This window comes from Kineococcus sp. TRM81007 (assembly GCF_022669155.1).
GTDB lineage: Bacteria > Actinomycetota > Actinomycetes > Actinomycetales > Kineococcaceae > Kineococcus.
On the sequence record NZ_JALBVB010000044.1, the window covers coordinates 115,723 to 134,233 of the forward strand.

At 77.6% G+C, this 18,511-nt stretch carries 19 protein-coding genes; 7 read left to right on the forward strand and 12 right to left on the reverse strand.

Going from position 1 to position 18,511, the window contains the following annotated elements; all coding sequences use genetic code 11:
* Nucleotides 1-5: 5 nt before the first annotated feature.
* Genes MN205_RS08055 through MN205_RS08070 form a run of 4 tightly spaced genes read right to left on the reverse strand, consistent with a single transcriptional unit; the run spans nt 6 to nt 3,683 of the window.
* The gene (locus MN205_RS08055; RefSeq protein WP_308220250.1) at nt 6-632 is read right to left on the reverse strand and encodes a response regulator transcription factor; all 627 of its coding nucleotides are present in this window, start codon (nt 630-632) and stop codon (nt 6-8) included.
* Nucleotides 629-1,828: a histidine kinase gene (locus MN205_RS21730; RefSeq protein ID WP_308220251.1), complete on the reverse strand. Its 1,200-nt coding sequence runs from the start codon at nt 1,826-1,828 to the stop codon at nt 629-631. The genes MN205_RS08055 and MN205_RS21730 overlap by 4 nt, the downstream gene beginning before the upstream one ends.
* 31 nt (nt 1,829-1,859) lie before the next feature.
* Nucleotides 1,860-2,684, reverse strand: coding sequence for an ABC transporter permease (locus MN205_RS08065; protein WP_242126061.1), 825 nt, complete (start codon nt 2,682-2,684; stop codon nt 1,860-1,862).
* 27 nt (nt 2,685-2,711) lie between these two features.
* A complete protein-coding gene (locus MN205_RS08070; RefSeq protein ID WP_242126064.1) occupies nt 2,712-3,683 on the reverse strand; it encodes an ABC transporter ATP-binding protein in 972 nt (323 codons plus the stop codon).
* Nucleotides 3,684-3,805: 122 nt separating this feature from the next.
* On the opposite strand from MN205_RS08070, the gene MN205_RS08075 reads away from it, so the two are divergent.
* Entirely contained in the window at nt 3,806-4,609 is an 804-nt protein-coding gene (locus MN205_RS08075) for an SGNH/GDSL hydrolase family protein (RefSeq protein ID WP_242733446.1), read from the forward strand.
* Between the two features lie 39 nt (nt 4,610-4,648).
* Here MN205_RS08075 and MN205_RS08080 read toward each other — a convergent pair whose 3' ends face one another.
* The gene (locus MN205_RS08080; protein WP_242126068.1) at nt 4,649-5,590 is read right to left on the reverse strand and encodes a DNA/RNA non-specific endonuclease; all 942 of its coding nucleotides are present in this window, start codon (nt 5,588-5,590) and stop codon (nt 4,649-4,651) included.
* A gap of 109 nt (nt 5,591-5,699) precedes the next feature.
* The gene (locus MN205_RS21735) at nt 5,700-6,443 is read right to left on the reverse strand and encodes a MerR family transcriptional regulator (RefSeq protein WP_242126070.1); all 744 of its coding nucleotides are present in this window, start codon (nt 6,441-6,443) and stop codon (nt 5,700-5,702) included.
* Nucleotides 6,444-6,607: 164 nt separating this feature from the next.
* On the opposite strand from MN205_RS21735, the gene MN205_RS08090 reads away from it, so the two are divergent.
* Entirely contained in the window at nt 6,608-7,204 is a 597-nt protein-coding gene (locus MN205_RS08090; RefSeq protein WP_242126072.1) for a hypothetical protein, read from the forward strand.
* Here the strand turns inward: MN205_RS08090 and MN205_RS21740 are convergent.
* The 5 genes from MN205_RS21740 to MN205_RS08115 all read right to left on the reverse strand — a co-directional run bounded on the left by MN205_RS21740 (nt 7,186) and on the right by MN205_RS08115 (nt 12,617).
* On the reverse strand, nt 7,186-7,953 hold the full coding sequence (locus tag MN205_RS21740) for a PadR family transcriptional regulator (protein WP_242126074.1): 768 nt from the start codon (nt 7,951-7,953) through the stop codon (nt 7,186-7,188). The two genes, MN205_RS08090 and MN205_RS21740, sit on opposite strands and share 19 nt — an antisense overlap.
* Nucleotides 7,954-7,999: 46 nt before the next feature.
* Nucleotides 8,000-9,289: an FAD-dependent oxidoreductase gene (locus tag MN205_RS08100; protein ID WP_242126075.1), complete on the reverse strand. Its 1,290-nt coding sequence runs from the start codon at nt 9,287-9,289 to the stop codon at nt 8,000-8,002.
* Nucleotides 9,290-9,382: 93 nt separating this feature from the next.
* Nucleotides 9,383-10,390, reverse strand: coding sequence for a YihY/virulence factor BrkB family protein (locus MN205_RS08105; RefSeq protein ID WP_242126077.1), 1,008 nt, complete (start codon nt 10,388-10,390; stop codon nt 9,383-9,385).
* 74 nt (nt 10,391-10,464) lie between these two features.
* Complete coding sequence (locus MN205_RS08110) at nt 10,465-11,913, reverse strand: bifunctional diguanylate cyclase/phosphodiesterase (protein ID WP_242126079.1); 1,449 nt, start codon at nt 11,911-11,913, stop codon at nt 10,465-10,467.
* A gap of 89 nt (nt 11,914-12,002) precedes the next feature.
* On the reverse strand, nt 12,003-12,617 hold the full coding sequence (locus MN205_RS08115) for a histidine phosphatase family protein (protein WP_242126081.1): 615 nt from the start codon (nt 12,615-12,617) through the stop codon (nt 12,003-12,005).
* A 56-nt stretch (nt 12,618-12,673) separates the two neighbouring features.
* On the opposite strand from MN205_RS08115, the gene MN205_RS08120 reads away from it, so the two are divergent.
* The 3 genes from MN205_RS08120 to glpK all read left to right on the forward strand — a co-directional run bounded on the left by MN205_RS08120 (nt 12,674) and on the right by glpK (nt 15,657).
* Nucleotides 12,674-13,240, forward strand: a complete 567-nt coding sequence (locus MN205_RS08120; protein ID WP_242126084.1) for a carbonic anhydrase — start codon at nt 12,674-12,676, stop codon at nt 13,238-13,240.
* Between the two features lie 31 nt (nt 13,241-13,271).
* Nucleotides 13,272-14,024 carry an IclR family transcriptional regulator gene (locus MN205_RS21745; RefSeq protein ID WP_242126086.1) on the forward strand — a complete coding sequence of 251 codons (753 nt, stop codon included), beginning with the start codon at nt 13,272-13,274 and terminating at the stop codon, nt 14,022-14,024.
* A 64-nt stretch (nt 14,025-14,088) separates the two neighbouring features.
* Nucleotides 14,089-15,657: a glycerol kinase GlpK gene (glpK, locus tag MN205_RS08130; protein WP_374115881.1), complete on the forward strand. Its 1,569-nt coding sequence runs from the start codon at nt 14,089-14,091 to the stop codon at nt 15,655-15,657.
* Between the two features lie 4 nt (nt 15,658-15,661).
* Here the strand turns inward: glpK and MN205_RS08135 are convergent, their stop codons facing one another.
* The gene (locus tag MN205_RS08135; RefSeq protein ID WP_242126090.1) at nt 15,662-16,621 is read right to left on the reverse strand and encodes a DUF368 domain-containing protein; all 960 of its coding nucleotides are present in this window, start codon (nt 16,619-16,621) and stop codon (nt 15,662-15,664) included.
* Between the two features lie 70 nt (nt 16,622-16,691).
* Here MN205_RS08135 and MN205_RS08140 point away from each other — a divergent pair, with 70 nt between their 5' ends.
* Both MN205_RS08140 and MN205_RS08145 read left to right on the forward strand, forming a co-directional pair.
* Nucleotides 16,692-17,459: an SDR family oxidoreductase gene (locus MN205_RS08140; protein WP_242126092.1), complete on the forward strand. Its 768-nt coding sequence runs from the start codon at nt 16,692-16,694 to the stop codon at nt 17,457-17,459.
* Nucleotides 17,460-17,479: 20 nt separating this feature from the next.
* The gene (locus MN205_RS08145) at nt 17,480-18,490 is read left to right on the forward strand and encodes a zinc-binding dehydrogenase (protein WP_242126094.1); all 1,011 of its coding nucleotides are present in this window, start codon (nt 17,480-17,482) and stop codon (nt 18,488-18,490) included.
* The last annotated feature ends 21 nt before the right edge of the window (nt 18,491-18,511 follow it).

Consider the following 18,511-nt stretch of genomic DNA (forward strand, 5'->3'; position numbering starts at 1 on the left):
GGGGACTAGATCCAGCCGGCGCGGCGTGCCGCGACGACGGCCTCGTGCCGGTTGGACACCCCCAGCTTGCCGACGCAGCTGGACAGGTGGTTGCGGACGGTGCCCGGCGAGAGGGAGACGCGCACGGCGATCTCCTCGATGCCGGCACCGTCCGCCGCCAGTTCCAGGACGTCGGCCTCCCGCGGCGTCAGGGGGCTCTCCCCCGCCGCGATGGCGTCGGCCGCCAGTTCCGGGTCGACGTAGCGCCCGCCGGCGGCGACGGTGCGGATGGCCTCCGCCAGCACCGAGCCGGAGGCGGTCTTCGGCAGGAAGCCCCGCACCCCCAGCTCCAGCGCCCGCTTGAGGTAGCCGGGCCGGCCGTGGCTGGTGAGGATCAGCGTGGTGCAGCCGGGCACCTCCGCGTGCACGGCCTCGGCGACCGCGAGCCCGTCCGCCCCGGGCATCTGCAGGTCCAGCACCGCCACCCGGGGCAGCTCCTTGCGGGCCATCGCGATCGCCTCCGGCCCGGAGGCGGCCTGCGCGACGACGTCGATGTCGTCCTGCAGCTGCAGCAGCCCCGCCACCGCCGAGCGCACGAGGTTCTCGTCGTCGGCCAGCAGCACCCGGATCGGTTCGCCCGCCGCGGCGCTCACGCGCTCACCACCGGCAGCTCCGCGCGCAGCGCGAAGGTGCCCTCGTGGCGCTCGGTGCTCAGCTCCCCGCCCAGCGGCCGCAGCCGCTCGGCCAGCCCCACCAGGCCCGAACCGCGCCCCGGCGCCGCACCGGGCGCCCCGTCGTTCTCGATCAGCACCCGCACCGGTCCCTCCCCGCCACCGCGCACCTCGATGCGGCACCGCGTCGCCGCCGCGTGCCGCACCACGTTGGTCACACCCTCCCGCACGACCCAGGCGGCGGCGGTGCGGGCCGCCTCGGACGCACCGGCGGCCTCGGCGGTGACCGTGCACTCCACGCCCGCCGAGCGCAGCAGGGCCGCCGCACCCTCCAGCTCCGCGTCCAGGTCCACCCCGCGGTAGCCGCGCACCACCTCACGCACCTCGCGCAGCGACTCCTGCGCGATGCGGCGCACCTCCTCGGCGCGCTCGACGGCCTCCGGGCGCCCGCGGCGGGCCAGCTCGGCGACGAGGTCGCTGGTGACGGCGATGGCGGACAGGTCCCGGCCGACGACGTCGTGCAGGTCGCGGGCGAACCGCAGCCGCTCCTCCGCCACCGCCAGGCGCGCGCGGTCGCGCTGGGCACCGGCCAGCCGGCGCACCACGTCGACGATCCACATCGACAGCTGCACGGTGACGGCCAGGAACGCGAACGCGCCCACCAGGAGCACACCCGCCAGCAGGCCCTGCTGCGGCCACGCGAAGCCGTCGCGGTGCAGGACCAGCAGCCCCGCCCCCGCGAGCACCGCCAGCAGGACGCTGCGCCGGGTGCCGAGGAAGGCCGCCGGGCCGAACAGCGCCCCGACCACGACGACGCGGGCGATCGCACCGCCCCGCTCCGGCGGCAGCAGGGCGGTGGCGGCGAAGGCCGCCGCGGTGACCGCGGCCAGCGCGAGCCACCACGGGCCCGGCACCGGCCGGCCGGCGATCTGCCGGTCCAGGACGAGACCGACGGCCACCGCGTGGACCACCACCGCCGCCAGGACGGCGAGGGCGGCGGCCGCCTCCTGCGCCAGCGCCCCGCTGCGCCCCACCTGCCCGAACGTCAGGGACGGGCCGATGGTCAGCAGCAGGGCGAAGGACTGGCGGGTGTAGAGGGTGATGCGCTCGACGTCGTCCTTGCCGCCCCACCAGCGGCGCCACCGGCCGCCCGCCCCCCGAGGGTCCACGCGCTCCACGCGCCCCACCCTGCCAGGCACCGGGCGGCGTTCAGGAGCGCGGGGACCAGCGGAACCGCGCGCGCACCACGAGCGAGCCCAGCAGCACCCAGGCCAGCAGCGTCGCCGTCCACACCGCGACGTCGGCGGCCGACGGGTCGCCGATCCAGCCGGCGCGCACCAGCTCCACCACCGGCGCCAGCGGCGTGAACCCCGCCACCCGGGCCAGCGCGCCCGGCAGGGCGTCGGCGGGGACGAACAGCCCGGCGCCCAGGCCGCACACGGCGATCACCGGCAGGCTGGTGATCTGCGCGGACTCCAGGGTGCGGGTGAACGCGGCGGTCACCAGGGCGAGCAGGGCCATCACCGCGCACCCCAGGACGACGGCGAGCGCGAGCAGCAGCGGGCGCCCCGGCAGCGGCATGTCGAGCGCGACCGCGCCCGCGACGCCGAAGACGGCGGCGATGGCCACGGTCAGGGCCGCCGACGGCACCGCCATCGCGGTCAGGACCTCCTCGTCGGCGGCCTCACCGGTGCGCAGCCGCTGCAGCACGCCCTCCTCGCGGCGGGCCACGGCGGCGGACAGGACGTTGTAGAAGACGACCATCAGCAGCAGCACCCCCAGGAGCAGGTTCACCGCGCCCGCGGCGCCGGTGGGGGTGGCCAGCCGGGCGCCCGCGACGGAGGCCACCAGGGCGACGAAGCCGACCGGCAGGGCGAGGGCGGTGAACAGCGCGGTGCGGTTGCGCCGCAGCATCCGACCCTCCGCGCCCGCCAGGGCCGCGGTGCGGCGCAGCGACCCGGGCAGCGGGCCGCGCGCGGGCGCGGCGGCGGGCAGTGCCGCGACGCGGGGCGGGGCGTCGGTCGTGGTGCTCATCGGGTCTCCTCCGGGAGGTGGGGGTGGTCAGCGGGTCTCGTCAGCGCTGCGCGCCAGGGCGAGGAAGGCGGTCTCCAGGGACGCGGGCGTGGCCCGCAGCTCCGGCAGCTCCAGGCGCTGCGCGTCCGCCCACGCCAGGACGCGGGCGAGGGTGCGCTGCAGCGAGGCGGTGCGCACCACCACGTGCCGGCCGTCGAAGGACACCGCGTCGCCGGGGGCCAGGGCGGTGTCGTCGGGGCGGCCGGCGTCGCGGTGCCAGCGCACCTCGGCGCGGTGGGTGGCGACGACGTCGGCGACGGTGCCCTCGGCGACGACGAGGCCGCGGTGCATCACGGCCAGCCGGTCGGCCAGGTGCTCGGCCTCCTCCAGGTGGTGCGTGGTCAGCAGCACCGCGGTGCCGGCGGCGGACAGGTCGCGCACCAGGTCCCACACGGCGCGGCGGCTCTCGGCGTCCAGGCCGGTGGTCGGCTCGTCGAGCAGCAGCAGGTCGGGGTCGCCCAGCAGCGCCACGGCCAGGTCCAGGCGGCGGCGCTCCCCGCCCGAGAGGCTCTTGACGGTCGTGCTCGCCCTGCGGGTCAGGTCCAGGACGTCGAGGACGTCGCCGACGGGGCGGGCCGCGGTCAGGGTCGCCGCCCAGGTGGTGGCGGCCTCGGTGACGGTGAGGTCGCCGGGCAGCCCGCCGGACTGCAGCACCACGCCGGTGCGCGGGCGCACCCGGCGGCGCTCGCGGACGGGGTCGTGGCCGAGGACGCGCACGGTGCCGGAGGTGGCGGCCGCCAGGCCCGCGACGACCTCGGTGGTGGAGGTCTTGCCCGCGCCGTTGGTGCCGAGCAGGCCGAAGACCTCCCCGGGCTGGACGGTGAAGCTGATGCCGCGCACGGCCTCGGCCCCGGAGGCGTGGGTGCGCCGCAGGTCGCGCACCTCGACGGCGGCGGGAGCGGGTCCACCGGCACCGCGACCGGTGCGCTGCAGCGGTTCCGCGGGGGTCTGCGTCGTCATGCCCCCATCGTTCCCCCGGGTGCGGGCCCGGCCCCGTGCCCGCCGTCACGACTCCGGCGGTGCCGTGCACGGCCCGGGCATGACGAACGTCACGGGTGCGCCGGCGGCCGGCGGTGGCGAGCATGGTGCCCGTGGTCACCTACCGGTACGTCGCCCTCGGGGACTCCTTCACCGAGGGCATGGTCGACGGCCGCCCGGGCGGCGGGTACCGCGGCTGGGCCGACCGCCTGGCCGAGCACCTGGCCGCGGCCGGCGAGGGCGACGGGACGGTCGTGGAGTACGCCAACCTGGCGGTGCGCGGGCGGCTGCTGCCGCGCATCGTCGACGAGCAGGTGCCGCGCGCGCTGGAGCTGGACCCGGACCTGGTGAGCCTGGTCGGCGGCGGCAACGACCTGCTGCGCCCCGGCACGGACCCCGACGAGCTGGCGGGGCTGCTGGAGGGGGCGGTGGTGCGGCTGCGCGCCACCGGGGCCCGCGTGCTGCTGGCCACGGGCGCGGACCCGGCGGCCGCGCCGCTGCTGCGGCGCACCCGGGGCGCCGTCGCCACGTGGAACTGCCACGTGTGGAGCCTCGCGCACCGCCACGGGTGCGACGTGGTGGACCTGTGGGGGCTGCGGGCGCTGGCGGACCGCCGCTGCTGGGGCGAGGACCGCATCCACCTGACGCCCGAGGGGCACCGGCGCGTGGCGCTGGCGGCCCTGGACGCCCTGGGGCGGCCCGCCCCGGTGCACCTGAGCGAGACCGAGCGCGACTACCGCAGCCCCCTGCCGGCCGCGGAGCCGGTGCCGTGGCGCGAGACGCTGGCCGCGGACCTGCGCTGGGGCCGGGTGCACCTGCTGCCGTGGGTGCGACGCCGGTTGCGGCGCACCACCTCCGGGGCCCACCGCACGGGCAAGCGCCCCGAGCCGGCCCCCGTGGGGCGCTGAGCCCCGCCCACCCCGGGGCCCGTCAGCGCGAGCGGGTGCTCACAGCAGCAGCTCCCCCGGTGCGGTCAGGGGGCGCCACATCGGCACGCCGTCGCCCTCGGCCGAGGCGGCGGGCACGAGGGCGGGCATCCGGTCGGCGGCCACGAGCGGGCCGAGGTCCAGCGCGGTCAGCTCCGCGACGTCGGCCACGGGCACCTGGAAGGTGCGGAAGGCGCCCAGCTCGGGGGCGTGCTGCGCGGCGGCCTCCGAGCGCAGGACCTCCTCCACCAGCGGCGTCTGGTCCAGCACGAAACCGGCGGACGCCAGGACGGGGCCGCCCGCGCCGGTGGCGCCGCCGGTCGCACCCCCGCCGAGCAGGTACCCGGCGACCTTGAAGAACCTGCGCGGGACCCGCACCCCCCGGTACTCGGGGTCGTCGTCGGCGAACACGGGGCCGGTGAGCACGACGAGGCGGGCGTCGTGCCCGCGGGCGTGCGCGAGGACGTGGTCCTCCAGCCCCAGCCACAGCTCCAGGGACTGGTTGAAGCCCGACGCCTGCGGGGCGGCGTTGGTGTAGCTGAAGGTGTCGGCGTTCGCCCGGCGGGCCTCGGCCGGCCCTCCCCACACCGGGTCGCGCCGGCGCACGAGGTGACCGCGGTCGAAGTCGTTGCGCGCGTACAGGTCCGCACCGGCCTGGGCGTCCGGGCCGACGCGCGGGTCGAGGAACCAGCCGTCCCCGCCGCGCTCCACGTCGCGCAGCGCCGCCCCGTCGACGGTGACGGCGGTGGCCGCGGCCAGGCGCCGGTCGGGGCGCAGCACCACCGAGAAGTGCGTGTAGGGCAGCACCACGACCGCGGTGCCGTCGGTGGGCACCGGCAGCGGCACCACCGGCCCGGGCGCGAGGAAACCCGGGTCGTAGCCGGCGCGGTCGGACAGGTCGGCCGCGGCGGCCACGGCGGTGACGGTGCCCGCGGCGACCTCGGCGGTGGGCGTCTCGCTCATGCACCCACCCTGCACCCGCCCTGCGACACGGCGACGACGCCCGGGACGACGCGCGGGGACGGGAGCGTGACGGGCGGGTGCCGGGCGGGTGACCGCCCGGCTGCCCGCGTCAGGCCAGCTCGCGCTGCGCGAGCACCTCCGCCGCGTCCCGCAGCAGCACCGCCGTGCCGGGTCCGTACGCCTCGTACGTGGTGCGGAACCGCTCGTCGTCGACGTACATCGCCGTCAGCCCCCGGTACGCGTCGGCACCGGGCACCCAGAACCGCGACACCCACGCGTGGTGGCGGCGCACCAGGTCCTGCACCGCCCCCTCGTCGGGCGCGGCGCCGCGGGCGGCCGCCGCGGCGAGGCCGCGCCCGATCGCGTCGGCTTCGGCCCCGTGCGCGGCCCGACCCTCCTCGCCCATCCCCCGCCAGGCCCGCTGCGCGTCCTCGTGCGCGTCGCGGCCCCAGCGCTGCACCACCTCGTCCTCGTAGCGGCTCGCGTCGAAGCCGTCGAAGCTCGTCGTCACGTCCAGCTCCTCTCCCTCCTCGGTCCTGCGGAGGGTCTCCCGCACCGCCCCGGCCAGCCGGGTCAGGCGGGCGGCCTCCGCCTCCAGGAGCCCGGCGTGCGCGCGCAGGGCGCTCACCTCGTCGGTGCGCTCGTCGAGCACCTCGGCGATGGCGGCCAGCCCCAGCCCCAGCTCCCGCAGCAGCAGGATGCGCTGGTAGCGGCGCAGGGCCGCGTCGTCGTAGTAGCGGTACCCGTTGGCCCCGACGCGGCTGGGCGCCAGCAGGCCGATGTCGGCGTAGTGCCGCAGCGTCCTGCTGGTCGTGCCGGTCGCCTTCGCGACCTGGTGGATCGTCCACTCCACGGCGCCCTCCCGAACTCCACCGACGACGCTAGGAGTTGACGCAGCGGCAGGGTCAAGGGACACGGGGTGACGCGCCTCCGCTTGACCGGCCGGGCGGCCCCACGTAGACACGCCGGGGAGGCGAGGGGCGCGGACCGGGTCCCTCCGCGGTGGACGGGAGGCGCGTGCGCATCGAACGCGCGGTAGTGGTGCTGCCGGTGCTGCCCGCCGACCTGCCCCTGCTCGACGCCTGCCTGGAGCGGCTGGTGGCCTGCGCCGACGAGGCCGCCGCCGCCGGCGTGCCGACGACCCTGGTGCCCGCGGTGCCGCCCGGCCCGGCGGCCGCCCAGGTGCTGGCGTCGTGGCGGCCGCTGGTGGCGCTGGTCGACGGGGTGGCCCTGGAGCCGGTGGAGCCGGGCCCGGTGCTGGCGGCGTCCGGGGACGCGGAGCGGGTGCTGGCCGCGGCGGCCGGCGCGGTGGCGGCCGGGCTGCCCCGCCCCGGTGCGGTCGTGCTGCTGACGACGGCGCCGCGGGTCGCGGTGAGCAGCCGGTGGATCACCGAGCACGTGCACCACCACGCCACCGGTGCGGAGGCGAGCACGGGCCCGGTGCGCGGCTCGCACGGCCCGCACCCGGTGCGGCTGAACCTCGCGGTGCGCGCGGACCTGCTGCGCCGCTGCGGCGCGGCCGCCCTGGACGGTGGCGGGGACCGCACGCTGGTGCACGCGATGACGCCGGTGGTGGGCTTCCTGACGGCGGTGTCTCAGCCGGCGTCGTCCTGATCCCCGCGGCTCTCCTCGCGGGGGTCCTCGGCGAGCAGGCGCAGCAGGTCCTGGCGGCAGCGCTCGAGCACGTCACCGGCGCGCTTCGCGTCGCCGGGGCGGCCGCTGAGCGCCACCTGGTGCAGCAGCCCGGCGATCTGCTGGACCTGCCGGCCGAGGTCGCGGAACTCCCCGCGCGAGGGCCGGCCGCCGACGCTCTCCCAGGGCGCGGGTGCCCCGGCGAGCTCCCGCTCGACGACGTCGCGGCCGGCGTCGGTGAGGGTGAACCGCTTGGGGTCGGCGGGGTCGGCGGTCACCAGGCCCTCGTCCTGCAGCTGCTGCAGCGTCGGGTAGACGGAGCCCGGGCTGGGCTTCCAGGCGCCGTCGCTGCGGCGCTCGACCTCGCCGATGATGCGGTAGCCGTTGCTGGGCCCCTCGGCCAGCAGCACGAGGACGGCCGCGCGCACGTCGCCCTTGGGACGGCGCGGGCCGCCGCGGCCGCGGGAGCCGGGGCCGAAGGGGAAGGGCCAGTCGGCCTCCTCGGGGCCCCGGGGACCGAAACCGCCGCGCCCCGGACCGCCGGGGCCGAAACCGGCGGGGCCGAAACCGGCGGGGCCGAAACCGCCGCGGCCGCCGAACGCGCCACGGGCCCCGGGACCGCCGGGGCCCTCGAAGGGCGGGCGCCCGCACTCGCCGCGGTGGTGCCGGTGCCCGCCGCCGCGCGGGCCGGGACCCTCGGGGCCGGGGAAGGAGGAGAAGGGGTTGCGCACGGTGCACCTCCGGGGTGGAGCGCAGCACGGTGCCGCGCTCGATGCGTCAACGATACATCGCTGAGGTATCGGGTGCTACCCGCTCCGGTGGTGCGTGCTCCGGCAGCACCCCCAGGCCGATCGCCGCCGCCGGCAGCACCCGCAGCACCGGCACCCGCGCCAGCAGCCGCAGCGCCCGCGGCGCGCGCACCGGCCCCGCAGCGGCCAGCGCCGCCCCCAGCACCCGGCGGTGCGCCACGCGCTGCGCCGCCTGCGTCAGCGCCACCGGCAGCCACCGCCGCCGCTGCACCCGCGCCAGGTCGCGGCGCGAGACCGCCCCGCGGCGCAACGGCCCCGCCAGGATCCGGGCCGCGGCCACCGCATCCTGCACCGCCAGGTTCACCCCCACCCCGCCCACCGGGGACATGGCGTGCGCGGCGTCGCCGATCACCAGCAGCCCGTCGCGGTACCAGCGCCGCAACCGGTCGATGCGCACCCGCAGCACGTGCACCTCGTCGAGGTCCGCGAGCGCCCCCACCACCGGAGCCAGCGCCGGCAGCAGCCGGGCCAGGTCCGCGCGGAACGCCGCGGCACCCCCCGCTCGCACCGCCTCCAGCCCGCCGGAGGGCACCACGAACGCGCACTGGAGGTAGTCCCCGCGGTCCAGCACCACGACGAACCGGCCGCTGGAGGCGCGCACGCCCGTGACCGCTCCCGGCGGCCGCGGCAGGCGGAACCACAGCACGTCCACCCCGGCGCCGAACTCCCGCAGCCGCAGGCCGGCGTCCTCGCGCAGCACCGAACCGCGCCCGTCGGCCGCCACCGTCAGCACCGCCCGCACGGAGCGCTCGGCCCCGCCGCCGGCCGGACCTCCCCCCGGGCCTCCCCCGTGCGCCGCCTGCCGGTACCGCACGCCCACCACCCGGCCGCCCTCGCGCAGCAGCCCGGTGACCTCGGCCCCGGTGCGCAGCTCGAACCCCGGGTAGCGCCGCGCCCGCGCGGCCAGCAGGTCCAGGAAGTCCCACTGCGGCACCAGCGCCAGGAACGGGAACCGGCCCCGCAACCGGGAGAAGTCCGCCACCTCGAACGTGCCGTCGTCGGTGGTGACGGCCGCCCGCCGCACCCGCGAGTGCGGCAGGCGCAGGAACTCGTCGGCCAGCCCGACCTCGTCCAGCAACCGCAGCGTCGAGGGGTGCACGGTGTCGCCGCGGAAGTCGCGCAGGAAGTCGTCGTGCTTCTCCAGCACCAGCACCGGCACGCCCGCGCGCGCCAGCAGCAGCCCCAGCACCACCCCGGCGGGGCCACCCCCGGCCACGACGCACCGGGTCCGCTCGGCCTGCTCCGCCCCGCCGCCCACCCCGGTCCCCCTCCCGGGCGGCGCGGCGCCGCCCCCGCGCTGCCATCGTGGCGCCCGCGGCCCGCGCGCGGAACCCCGCACCGCCCGGCGCGGTCAGGCGCGGCGCTCGGCGTCGTTCTCGGCGTCCTGCTCCACGTCCTGCTCCGCGTGGTGCTCGGCGTGCCACTCGGCGTTGAACACCCCGCCGAGCAGGACGACGACAGCGGCCAGCCAGCCCAGCAGCGCGGCCGCCAGGGCCGTGCCCAGGAACTGACCGACGGCCCGCACGGCCGCGTCCCCGCCCTCGACGTCGGGCGTGCTCGGCCCGGCGACGTCGACGTACAGCCGGAACCCCAGGGCGAGCACCACCAGGCCGAGCGTGGCCAGGGCCGCGCCCGGCAGCGCGTCGCGCCAGCGGGTGTCCGCGTTCTGCCCCACCTGGTAGAGCCAGGCCAGGAACGCGGTGACGGCGACGGCCAGGACCGGCCAGCGCACCAGCGCCCAGGCGCTGCGGAACGCGCTCCCCGCACCGAGCGCGTCGGCGATCTCCTGGCCGCCGCCCAGCAGCGGGCCGACGACGGCGAGCGCGAGGAACGCGGTGGTGACGACCACCGCCACGAGCGTGAAGACCAGGGACAGGGCCCACAACCGCAGGAAGCCGCGGCGCTCCTGCACCCGGTAGGCGTCGCCGAGGGTGCGCACCGCCGCGCGGAACACCCTGCTGCCCAGCCACAGCGCGACCGCGACGCTGGTCAGCGCGACACCCACCTGCTCCTCGCGCAGCAGCTGCTCCACGAACGGCACCGCGACGTCACCGGCGAGCTGCGGGCTGAGCGCCGCCTCGACCGCACCGGTGATGCGCTCCTCCATGCGGTCCACCGCCTGCTGCCCGAGGAACCCGCGCAGCAGCCCCAGGCTCGCCCCGAGCATCGTCACCAGCGGCAGCAGGGAGACCAGCAGGTAGTAGGCGATCTCGGCCGCCAGGCCGGGCACGCGCACCTCCACGGCGCGGTGGGCGGCGCGCACGGCGACGAGGGCCGGGTTGCGGCCGCGCACGCGGGTCCTGCGCACCTCGGCCCGCCCCTCCACGCGACGCCAGACCTCGTCACCGTCGATCAGCACACCCACCCCTCCCGCACGACGTCCACCGCCCAGGATGGCCGCTCGCCCGGGGAGGGGCCCGGCGGGGGCGGGGGTCAGGCGGGGTCGGCCGCCGGATCGCCCGCCGGATCGCCCACCGGCCCGGCCACCGGCCCGCCCGAGCGGCGGTCCAGCTCGCCGAGGGCCCAGCCCAGCGCCTCCGCCGCCGGCAGCGGCCGCGCGAACAGGTACCCCTGCAGCTCGTCGCAACCCATGGCGCGCAGGCGCTCGGCGGTGCCGGGGTCCTCCACGCCCTCGGCGACGACGACCAGCCCGAGCCGGTGCGCGAGCGCGATGACGGAGGAGACGATGACCTCGTCCTCCGGGTGCGCCATCAGCTCGGTGACGAACTGCCGGTCCACCTTCAGCTCGTGCACGGCCAGGCCGCGCAGGTGCACCAGGCTCGTGGCGCCGGCCCCGAAGTCGTCGACGGAGACCCGCACACCGCGCTCGCGCAGCCGCTGCACGGTGCGGCGCGCACCCTCGGGGTCGACGACGATGGCGGTCTCGGTGATCTCCAGGACGAGCTGCTGCGCGGGCCAGCGCGTCAGCGCCAGGGCCTCCTCCACCACGCCCAGCAGCCCCTCGTCCAGGCAGGCCGCGCTGATGTTCACGGCGATGGTGGTCTCCAGCCCCCGCGCGCGCCACGTCGCCGCCTGCCGCGCCGCGGTCAGCAGCACCCAGCGCGTCAGCGGGTGGATGAGGCGGGTGCGCTCCACGAACGGCAGGAACGCCGCCGGGGGCAGCAGCCCGCGGGTGGGGTGCTGCCAGCGCACCAGCGCCTCGAACCCCAGGAGCCGGCCGTCACCGCCACCGGCCACCTTCGGCTGGTAGTGGAGGACGAGCTGGTCCTCCTCCATGGCCTGCCGCAGCTGGCCGAGGACCTCCAGCGCACCGGTGGAGTGCGGGTCGTGCGCCGGGTCGTAGCGCAGCACCCCGACGCGAGCGCGCTTGGCGGCGTACATCGCCACGTCCGCGTGCTGCAGCAGCTCCTCGGCGGTCGCGCCGTCCGGGCCGGAGAGCGCGAAACCGATGCTGCCCTGGACGTCCAGGGGGACCCCGCCGGAGGTGAAGCCGCCCATCGCCAGGCCCGCCAGCAGCCGCCGGGCCAGCACGTCCGCCTGACCGGCGTCCACGGGGCCGGGCACGAGGACGGCGAACTCGTCGCCGCCGAGGCGGGTGACCTCCGCCTGGTCGCCGGCGGTGCGGTGCAGCACGTCCGCGACCTGGCGCAGCAGCGCGTCGCCGGCGGTGTGCCCGAGGGTGTCGTTGACGTCGCGGAAGCCGTCGAGGTCCAGCAGCAGCAGCGCCGGTGCGGGGCCCCGGGCGAGCAGCGCCGCGACGTGCTCGGCCAGCGCGGCCCGGTTGCCCAGGCCGGTGAGGGCGTCGGTGCGGGCCACCCGGGCGTTGCACCGGTCGCGCCGGTGGGCCACGACGGCGAGGGCGATCGCGGCCGCCGCGGTCACGAGGACGACGGTCGTCCAGGCGATCCAGGCTGTGTCCACGAAGGCCCATCGGCGCGGCGGCGCGAGCCCTGAACGGTCCGGTCGGGTGAGTCCGGCCGGCGGGCGGTGCGGGCGACCCGCCCCCCCGGTCAGCCGCCGGCGGGCACGTTCCAGCGGGTCAGCACGGGGCGGCCGTGCTCGTGGCCGAGCTCGCCCCAGGTGCCCGCGTCGAGGGCGAACAGCGCCCCCGCGGTGGGTGACAGGCCCAGCCAGCAGGCCGCCAGCACCCGCAGCAGGTGGCCGTGGGCGACGAGCACGACGTCGGCCCCCCCGTCGCCGCCCGCCTCGCGCACGGCGGTGGCGGCGCGGCCGAGGACGGCGCGGGCCCGGGTGGCGACCTGGTGGACGGTCTCGCCCGGGGTGCCGCCGGGCACGACGCCGTCGTGCCACACCGACCACGGCCGGCCCAGCTGCTCGGAGATCTCCGCGGTGGTGCGGCCCTCGTAGCCGCCGTAGTCCCACTCGACGAGGTCGTCGTCCAGGCGCACCGGGGCGTCGGCGGCCAGGCCCGCGAGCTCGGCGGTGCGGCGGGCGCGCACGCGCGGGCTGCTCAGGACGAGGCAGGCGCGGCGGGCGGCGAGGACCGGGGCCAGGGCCCGGGCCTGGGCCTCGCCCTCGGCGGTCAGGGGCACGTCGGTGGTGCCGGTGTGCTGGCCCGACAGGCTCCAGGCGGTCTGCCCGTGACGGACGACGAGGATGGACACGGACGGGACGGTACGCCCCGTGCCGGTGGACTGCGCCCCGTGGTGAGAATGTCGCCGTGACCGAGACCACTGACCCCCACCCCGGCGACCCGTTCGGCGACGTCCTGAGCGCCAACGCCGCGTACGCCGACTCCTTCGTCGACAGCGGCCGCCCCGGCGTGGCCGGCTCCGGCCTGGCCGTGCTGACGTGCATGGACTCGCGCATCTCCCCGCTGGAGGTGCTCGGCCTGGTCCCGGGGGACGCGAAGATCCTGCGCAACGCCGGCGCGCGCGTGACCGACGACGTGCTGCGCACCCTGGTGCTGGCCACCTACCTGCTGGGCGTGCAGCGGGTGCTCGTGCTGGCGCACACCGACTGCGGCATGACGAAGAACACCGACGCCGACGTGCACGCGAAGGTCCTGGCGCAGGGCGTCGACACGCGCAGCATCGACTTCCGCACGATCAGCGACCAGGAGGCCACGCTCGTGCACGACGTGCAGCGCATCCGCTCCTGGCCGTTCCTGCCGCCGCGGATGCCGGTGGCCGGCGGCGTCTACGACGTGCGCACGGGGCGCATCCGGATCGTCGTGGACGCCGACACCCCCGCCGAGGAGACCCCGGCGACCGCCCCGGCGCGCTGAGGGCGGGCCGGCGCGGGGGCGGGGGCGGGAGGTGCCGGGGCCCATCCAGTCCGTCGAGCGGGCCGCGGCGGTGCTGCGGCTGCTGTCCGGCGCCGGCCGCGGCCTGGGCGTGGTGGAGGTCGGCAACGCGCTGGGGCTGGCGAAGACCACCGCGCACGGCCTGCTGCGCACCCTCGTGGACGTGGGCTTCGTCGTGCAGGACGACGACGGCGACTACCGCGCCTCCCCCGCGCTGGCCGACCTGGGCCGGCCCCGCACCGGCGCCGACGACCTGCGCGCGCACGCGGTGAACTGGGCGGACTCGCTGGCCGCCCGCACGGGCGAGTCGGTGCGGCTGGCGGTGCTGCACGAGGGCCGGGCGCTGGTGGTGCACCACGTCTTCCGGCCCGACGACAGCGCCCAGGAGCTGACCACCGGGACCAGCCTGCCGGCGCACGCGTGCGCCCTGGGCAAGGTGCTGCTGGCGTCGGCGCCGGTGCGCCTGCGCGGGTCCCTGCCGGCGATGACGGCCCGCACCGTCACGGACGCGGCGGCGCTGCGGCGCGCGCTGGTGGCGGTGCGCGAGCAGGGCTGGGCCCTGGAGGTGGAGGAGCTGACCGCGTCGGTCGCGGGCGTCGCGGCGCCGGTGCGCGACCGCGGTGGGCTGGTGGCGGGGGCGATCGGGGTGGACGGGGACGCGGACCGCCTCGTGGACACCCGCGGCCGCCCCCGGGCGGGCCTGGTGCCGGCGGTGCGGCACGCCGCCCGCGCCATCTCCCGCGAGCTGGGTGCCCGCCCCTCCTGACCTCCCACCCCCGACCCCGCCCCCTTCCCGCGGTGCGGGGACGGGGACGGGGACGTCGGGCAGGATGGCGCGCGTGACGACGCGGGCGGCGACGACGCTGGACGGTGCGGGCCAGCGACCCGAGCACCGCGGGTACGTCGTGGCCGTCGACCAGGGCACCACGTCCACGCGCTGCATCCTGTTCGACCATGCCGGTCGCCTCGTGGCCGTCGCCCAGCGCGAGCACCGCCCGCACTACCCGCGCCCGGGGTGGGTCGAGCACGACGCCGCCCAGATCTGGCGGGACGTGGCCCGGCTGGTGCCGCGGGCGATGGCGCAGGTGGACGCCTCCCCGGCCGACGTCGTGGCCGTCGGCATCGCCAACCAGCGCGAGACGGTCGTGGTGTGGGACCGGCGCACCGGTGAGCCCGTCGGCCCGGCCGTGGTGTGGCAGGACACCCGCACCGCCGCGATCGTGGAGGAGATGGCCGCCGACGGCGGCGCGGACCGGTTCGCGCCGGTGTGCGGGCTGCCGCTGGCCACCTACTTCGCCGGGCCGCGCATGACGTGGCTGCTGCGCCACGACGAGTCGCTGCGGCGCCGCGCCGAGCGCGGCGACGTGCTGTTCGGCACGGTCGAGTCGTGGCTGGTGTGGAAGCTCACCGGCGGCCCCGACGGCGGCGAGCACGTCACCGACGTCACCAACGCCAGCCGCACGATGCTCATGGACCTGCGCACGCTGGACTGGTCGCCGGAGCTGCTGGAGGCGTTCGGGGTGCCGCGCGCGGCGCTGCCGCGGATCGTGCCCAGCTCCCAGGTGTACGGCACGGCGCGCGCGGTCGTGCCGGGCGCGCGGATCGCCGCGGCCCTGGGCGACCAGCAGGCGGCGCTGTTCGGGCAGACGTGCTTCTCCCCCGGCGAGGCGAAGTGCACGTACGGCACCGGCGGCTTCCTGCTGATGAACACCGGCACCGAGGTGCCGCGCTCCTCGCACGGGCTGCTGACGACGGTGGCGCACCGCATCGGCGACGAGCCGCCCGCGTACGCGCTGGAGGGGTCCATCGCGGTCACCGGGGCGCTGGTGCAGTGGCTGCGCGACAACCTGGGGCTGATCTCCACCGCCCCGGAGGTGGAGTCGCTGGCGCGCACGGTGCCCGACAACGGCGGCTGCTACTTCGTGCCCGCCTTCTCCGGGCTGTTCGCCCCGCACTGGCGGGCGGAGGCGCGAGGGCTGCTCATCGGCCTGACCTCGTTCGTCACCAAGGGGCACGTGGCGCGCGCGGTGCTGGAGGCCAGCGCCTGGCAGACGCGCGAGGTGGTGGAGGCCGTGGAGGCCGACTCCGGCCTGCGGTTGTCCTCGCTGCGGGTGGACGGCGGCATGACGTCGAACAACCTGCTCATGCAGACGGTCGCGGACGTGCTGGACGTGCCCGTGGTGCGGCCGATGGTCTCCGAGACGGTGTCGCTGGGCGCGGCGTACGCGGCGGGCCTGGCGGTGGGCTTCTGGCCGGACACGACCGCGCTGCGCCGCCGCTGGCACCGCGCCGCGCAGTGGTCGCCGGCGATGGCCGGGGACGTGCGCGAGCGCGGGTGGCAGGACTGGCAGGAGGCGGTGCGGCGCACGTTCGGGTGGGTGCGCCACGAGGTGCCGTGACGCGTCAGCGCACGGGGTCCGCCGGCGCTGACGCGCCGCGGCGCTGGATGCGGTCCTCGACGAGGAGCAGCACCACGACCAGGGCGGCACCGGCCAGCGCGAGCAGCACCACGGTCAGCACGTCGCCGGACGGCGTGGCCAGCTCGCGGTCCTCGCCCTGCCAGGGCCACAGGGCCCGCAGCGAACCGGCCATGAGCCCGGTCATCACCGCCAGGGTCACGGCGCGGTGGTGGTCCAGCAGGTGCTGCAGCACGCGCACGAACGAGCCCAGGCCGACCACCGCCCCCAGGGCGAAGGCGCCGACGTAGGCGAGGTCGCGGTCGGCGACGGCGCGCAGCGTCGGCTCGTACAGGCCCACCGTCAGCAGCAGGAACGACCCGGAGACGCCCGGCAGCACCAGCGCGCAGATCGCGACGGCCGCCGCGACGGCGACGACCAGCAGGGAGGGCTGCTGCTCCGACGCCGCCGGGAGCCCGGTGAGCAGGAAGGCGGCGACGGCCGCGACCGCCGCCACGAGCGCCAGGGGCGCCGTCCAGCGCCCCACCATCCGGGCGGGCACGACGAGCGAGGCCAGCACCAGGCCGAAGAACACCGCCCGCGAACCGACCGGGTGCTCGGTGACCACGGGCTCGAGCACCGCGGAGCCGACGACGACCGCGGCGGCCATGCCCACCAGGACGGGCACCACCACGGACCAGCGCACCCGGGCCAGCTCGGCGCGCACCTGCGAGCGGGGGCCGGTCACGGCGTACCGGGCGGCGGTGACGACGTGCCCGGCGCCGCCGATGAGCGTCTCGTACACGCCGGTGACCAGGGCCAGCGTCCCCCCGCTGACGCCGGGGACGACCTCGGCGCTGCCGATGAGGGCACCGCGCACGACGTCGGCGGGCAGCCGGCGCCCGCCGGACGACGACGGGGAGGACGGGGACGACGGCGGGGACGGGGGCCGGGAGGTGGCGGTCACCCGGACACGGTAGGCGAAGCCGGGCCGGGTCCCGGGCGGTCTCGGCGGCGGGTGTGCCAGTGTTCACCGGGTGAGCACACTGTTCGACGTCACCGGCCGGCTGGTGCTGGTCACCGGGTCCTCGCGCGGGCTGGGCCGCGCCATGGCGGCGGGGCTGGCGGAGGCCGGCGCGCGCGTGGTGCTGCACGGGCGCGACGGCGCGCAGCTGGAGCGGGCACGGGCGGAGATCGCCGGGCGCACCGGCTCGGAGCCGGCGGTGGTGAGCTTCGACGTCACCGACGCGCGGGCCGTCGCCGAGGCGGTCGAGGCGCTGGTCGCCGAGCACGGCGTGCCGGACGTGCTGGTGAACAACGCGGGCATCCAGCGGCGCGCGCCCTTCCAGGAGTTCGCGACCGCCGACTGGGACGACCTGGTGGCCGCGAACCTGTCCAGCGTGTTCCACGTCTCGCGCGCGGTGGTGCCGCACATGGTGGCGCGCGGTTCCGGGAAGGTGGTCAACGTCGCCTCGGTGCAGTCGGTGCTGGCGCGCCGGACCATCGCCCCGTACACCGCCACCAAGGGCGCGGTCGCCTCGCTCACCAAGGGCATGGCGGCGGACCTGACGGGGCACGGGATCCAGGTGAACGCGATCTCCCCGGGCTACTTCGCCACGGAGATGAACGCCGCGCTCGTCGCGGACGAGCAGTTCAACGCCTGGGTGGAGCAGCGCACCCCCGCGGGCCGCTGGGGCCGGGTGGAGGAGCTGCTGGGCACGCTGATCTACCTGGCCTCGGACGCGTCCAGCTACGTGTCGGGGCAGAACGTCGTCGTCGACGGCGGCATGACGTCGGTGCTCTGAGACCTCCGGGAGGCGTTGCGGTGCGAGCTGTTCGGATCCACGGGGAGAGGGACCTGCGCGAGGAGGAGCTCGCGCTGCCGGACCCCGGCCCGGGGCGGGTGCGGCTGCGGATGGCGTACGCGGGGATCTGCGGCTCGGACCTGCACTACTTCGCGCACGGCGCGAACGGCGAGTACGTGGTGCGCGAGCCCCTGGTGCCCGGGCACGAGGTGTCCGGCACCGTGGACGCGGACCCCTCCGGTGAGCTGGCGCCGGGCACGCCGGTGACGGTGCACCCGGCGACGTTCGGGCCGTCCGCGGACGGTCTCGAGGACCTGCCGCACCTGCGCCCCGGCGGGTCCTACCTGGGCAGCGCCTCGACGTGGCCGCACACCCAGGGCGGGATGAGCGAGTTCCTGGTGGTGGACCGCTCGATGGTGCGGGTGCTGCCGGACGGGCTGCCGCTGCGCACCGCGGCGCTGGCCGAGCCGCTGGCGGTGGCCCTGCACGCCGTGACGGTCGCCGGGGACGTCGCCGGCCGCCGCGTGCTGGTGTCCGGGTCCGGGCCGATCGGGCTGCTGGTGGCGGCGGCGGCGCTGGAGCGCGGCGCGGGCGAGGTCGTCGCCACCGACGTGCTGCCCGGCCCGCTGGAGCGCGCCCGCGCCCTCGGCGTGCACGGCACCGTGCGCATCGGGGAGCAGGAGGTGCAGCGCGAGGGTTTCGACGTGGTGCTGGAGTGCTCCGGCGTGCCCGTGGCGGTGAGCGCGGCGCTGGCGGCGGCGCGCCGGGCGGCCGTCGTCGTGCAGGTCGGCATGGTGCCGGACGAGCCCCGCCCGGTGAACCTGGCGCCGCTGGTGTCCAAGGAGCTGCAGCTGCGCGGCACGTTCCGCTTCGCCGGGGAGATCGACGAGGCGGTCCGGGTGCTGGCGGCGAACCCGGCGCTGGAGCGGGTCGTCACCCACGAGTTCCCCCTGGCGCGCGCCGCGGAGGCGTTCGCGGTGGCGGCGGACTCGGAGGTGTCCGGGAAGGTCCTGGTGTCGCTGGGGAGCTGAAGACCCTTGCGGCGCGAGAAC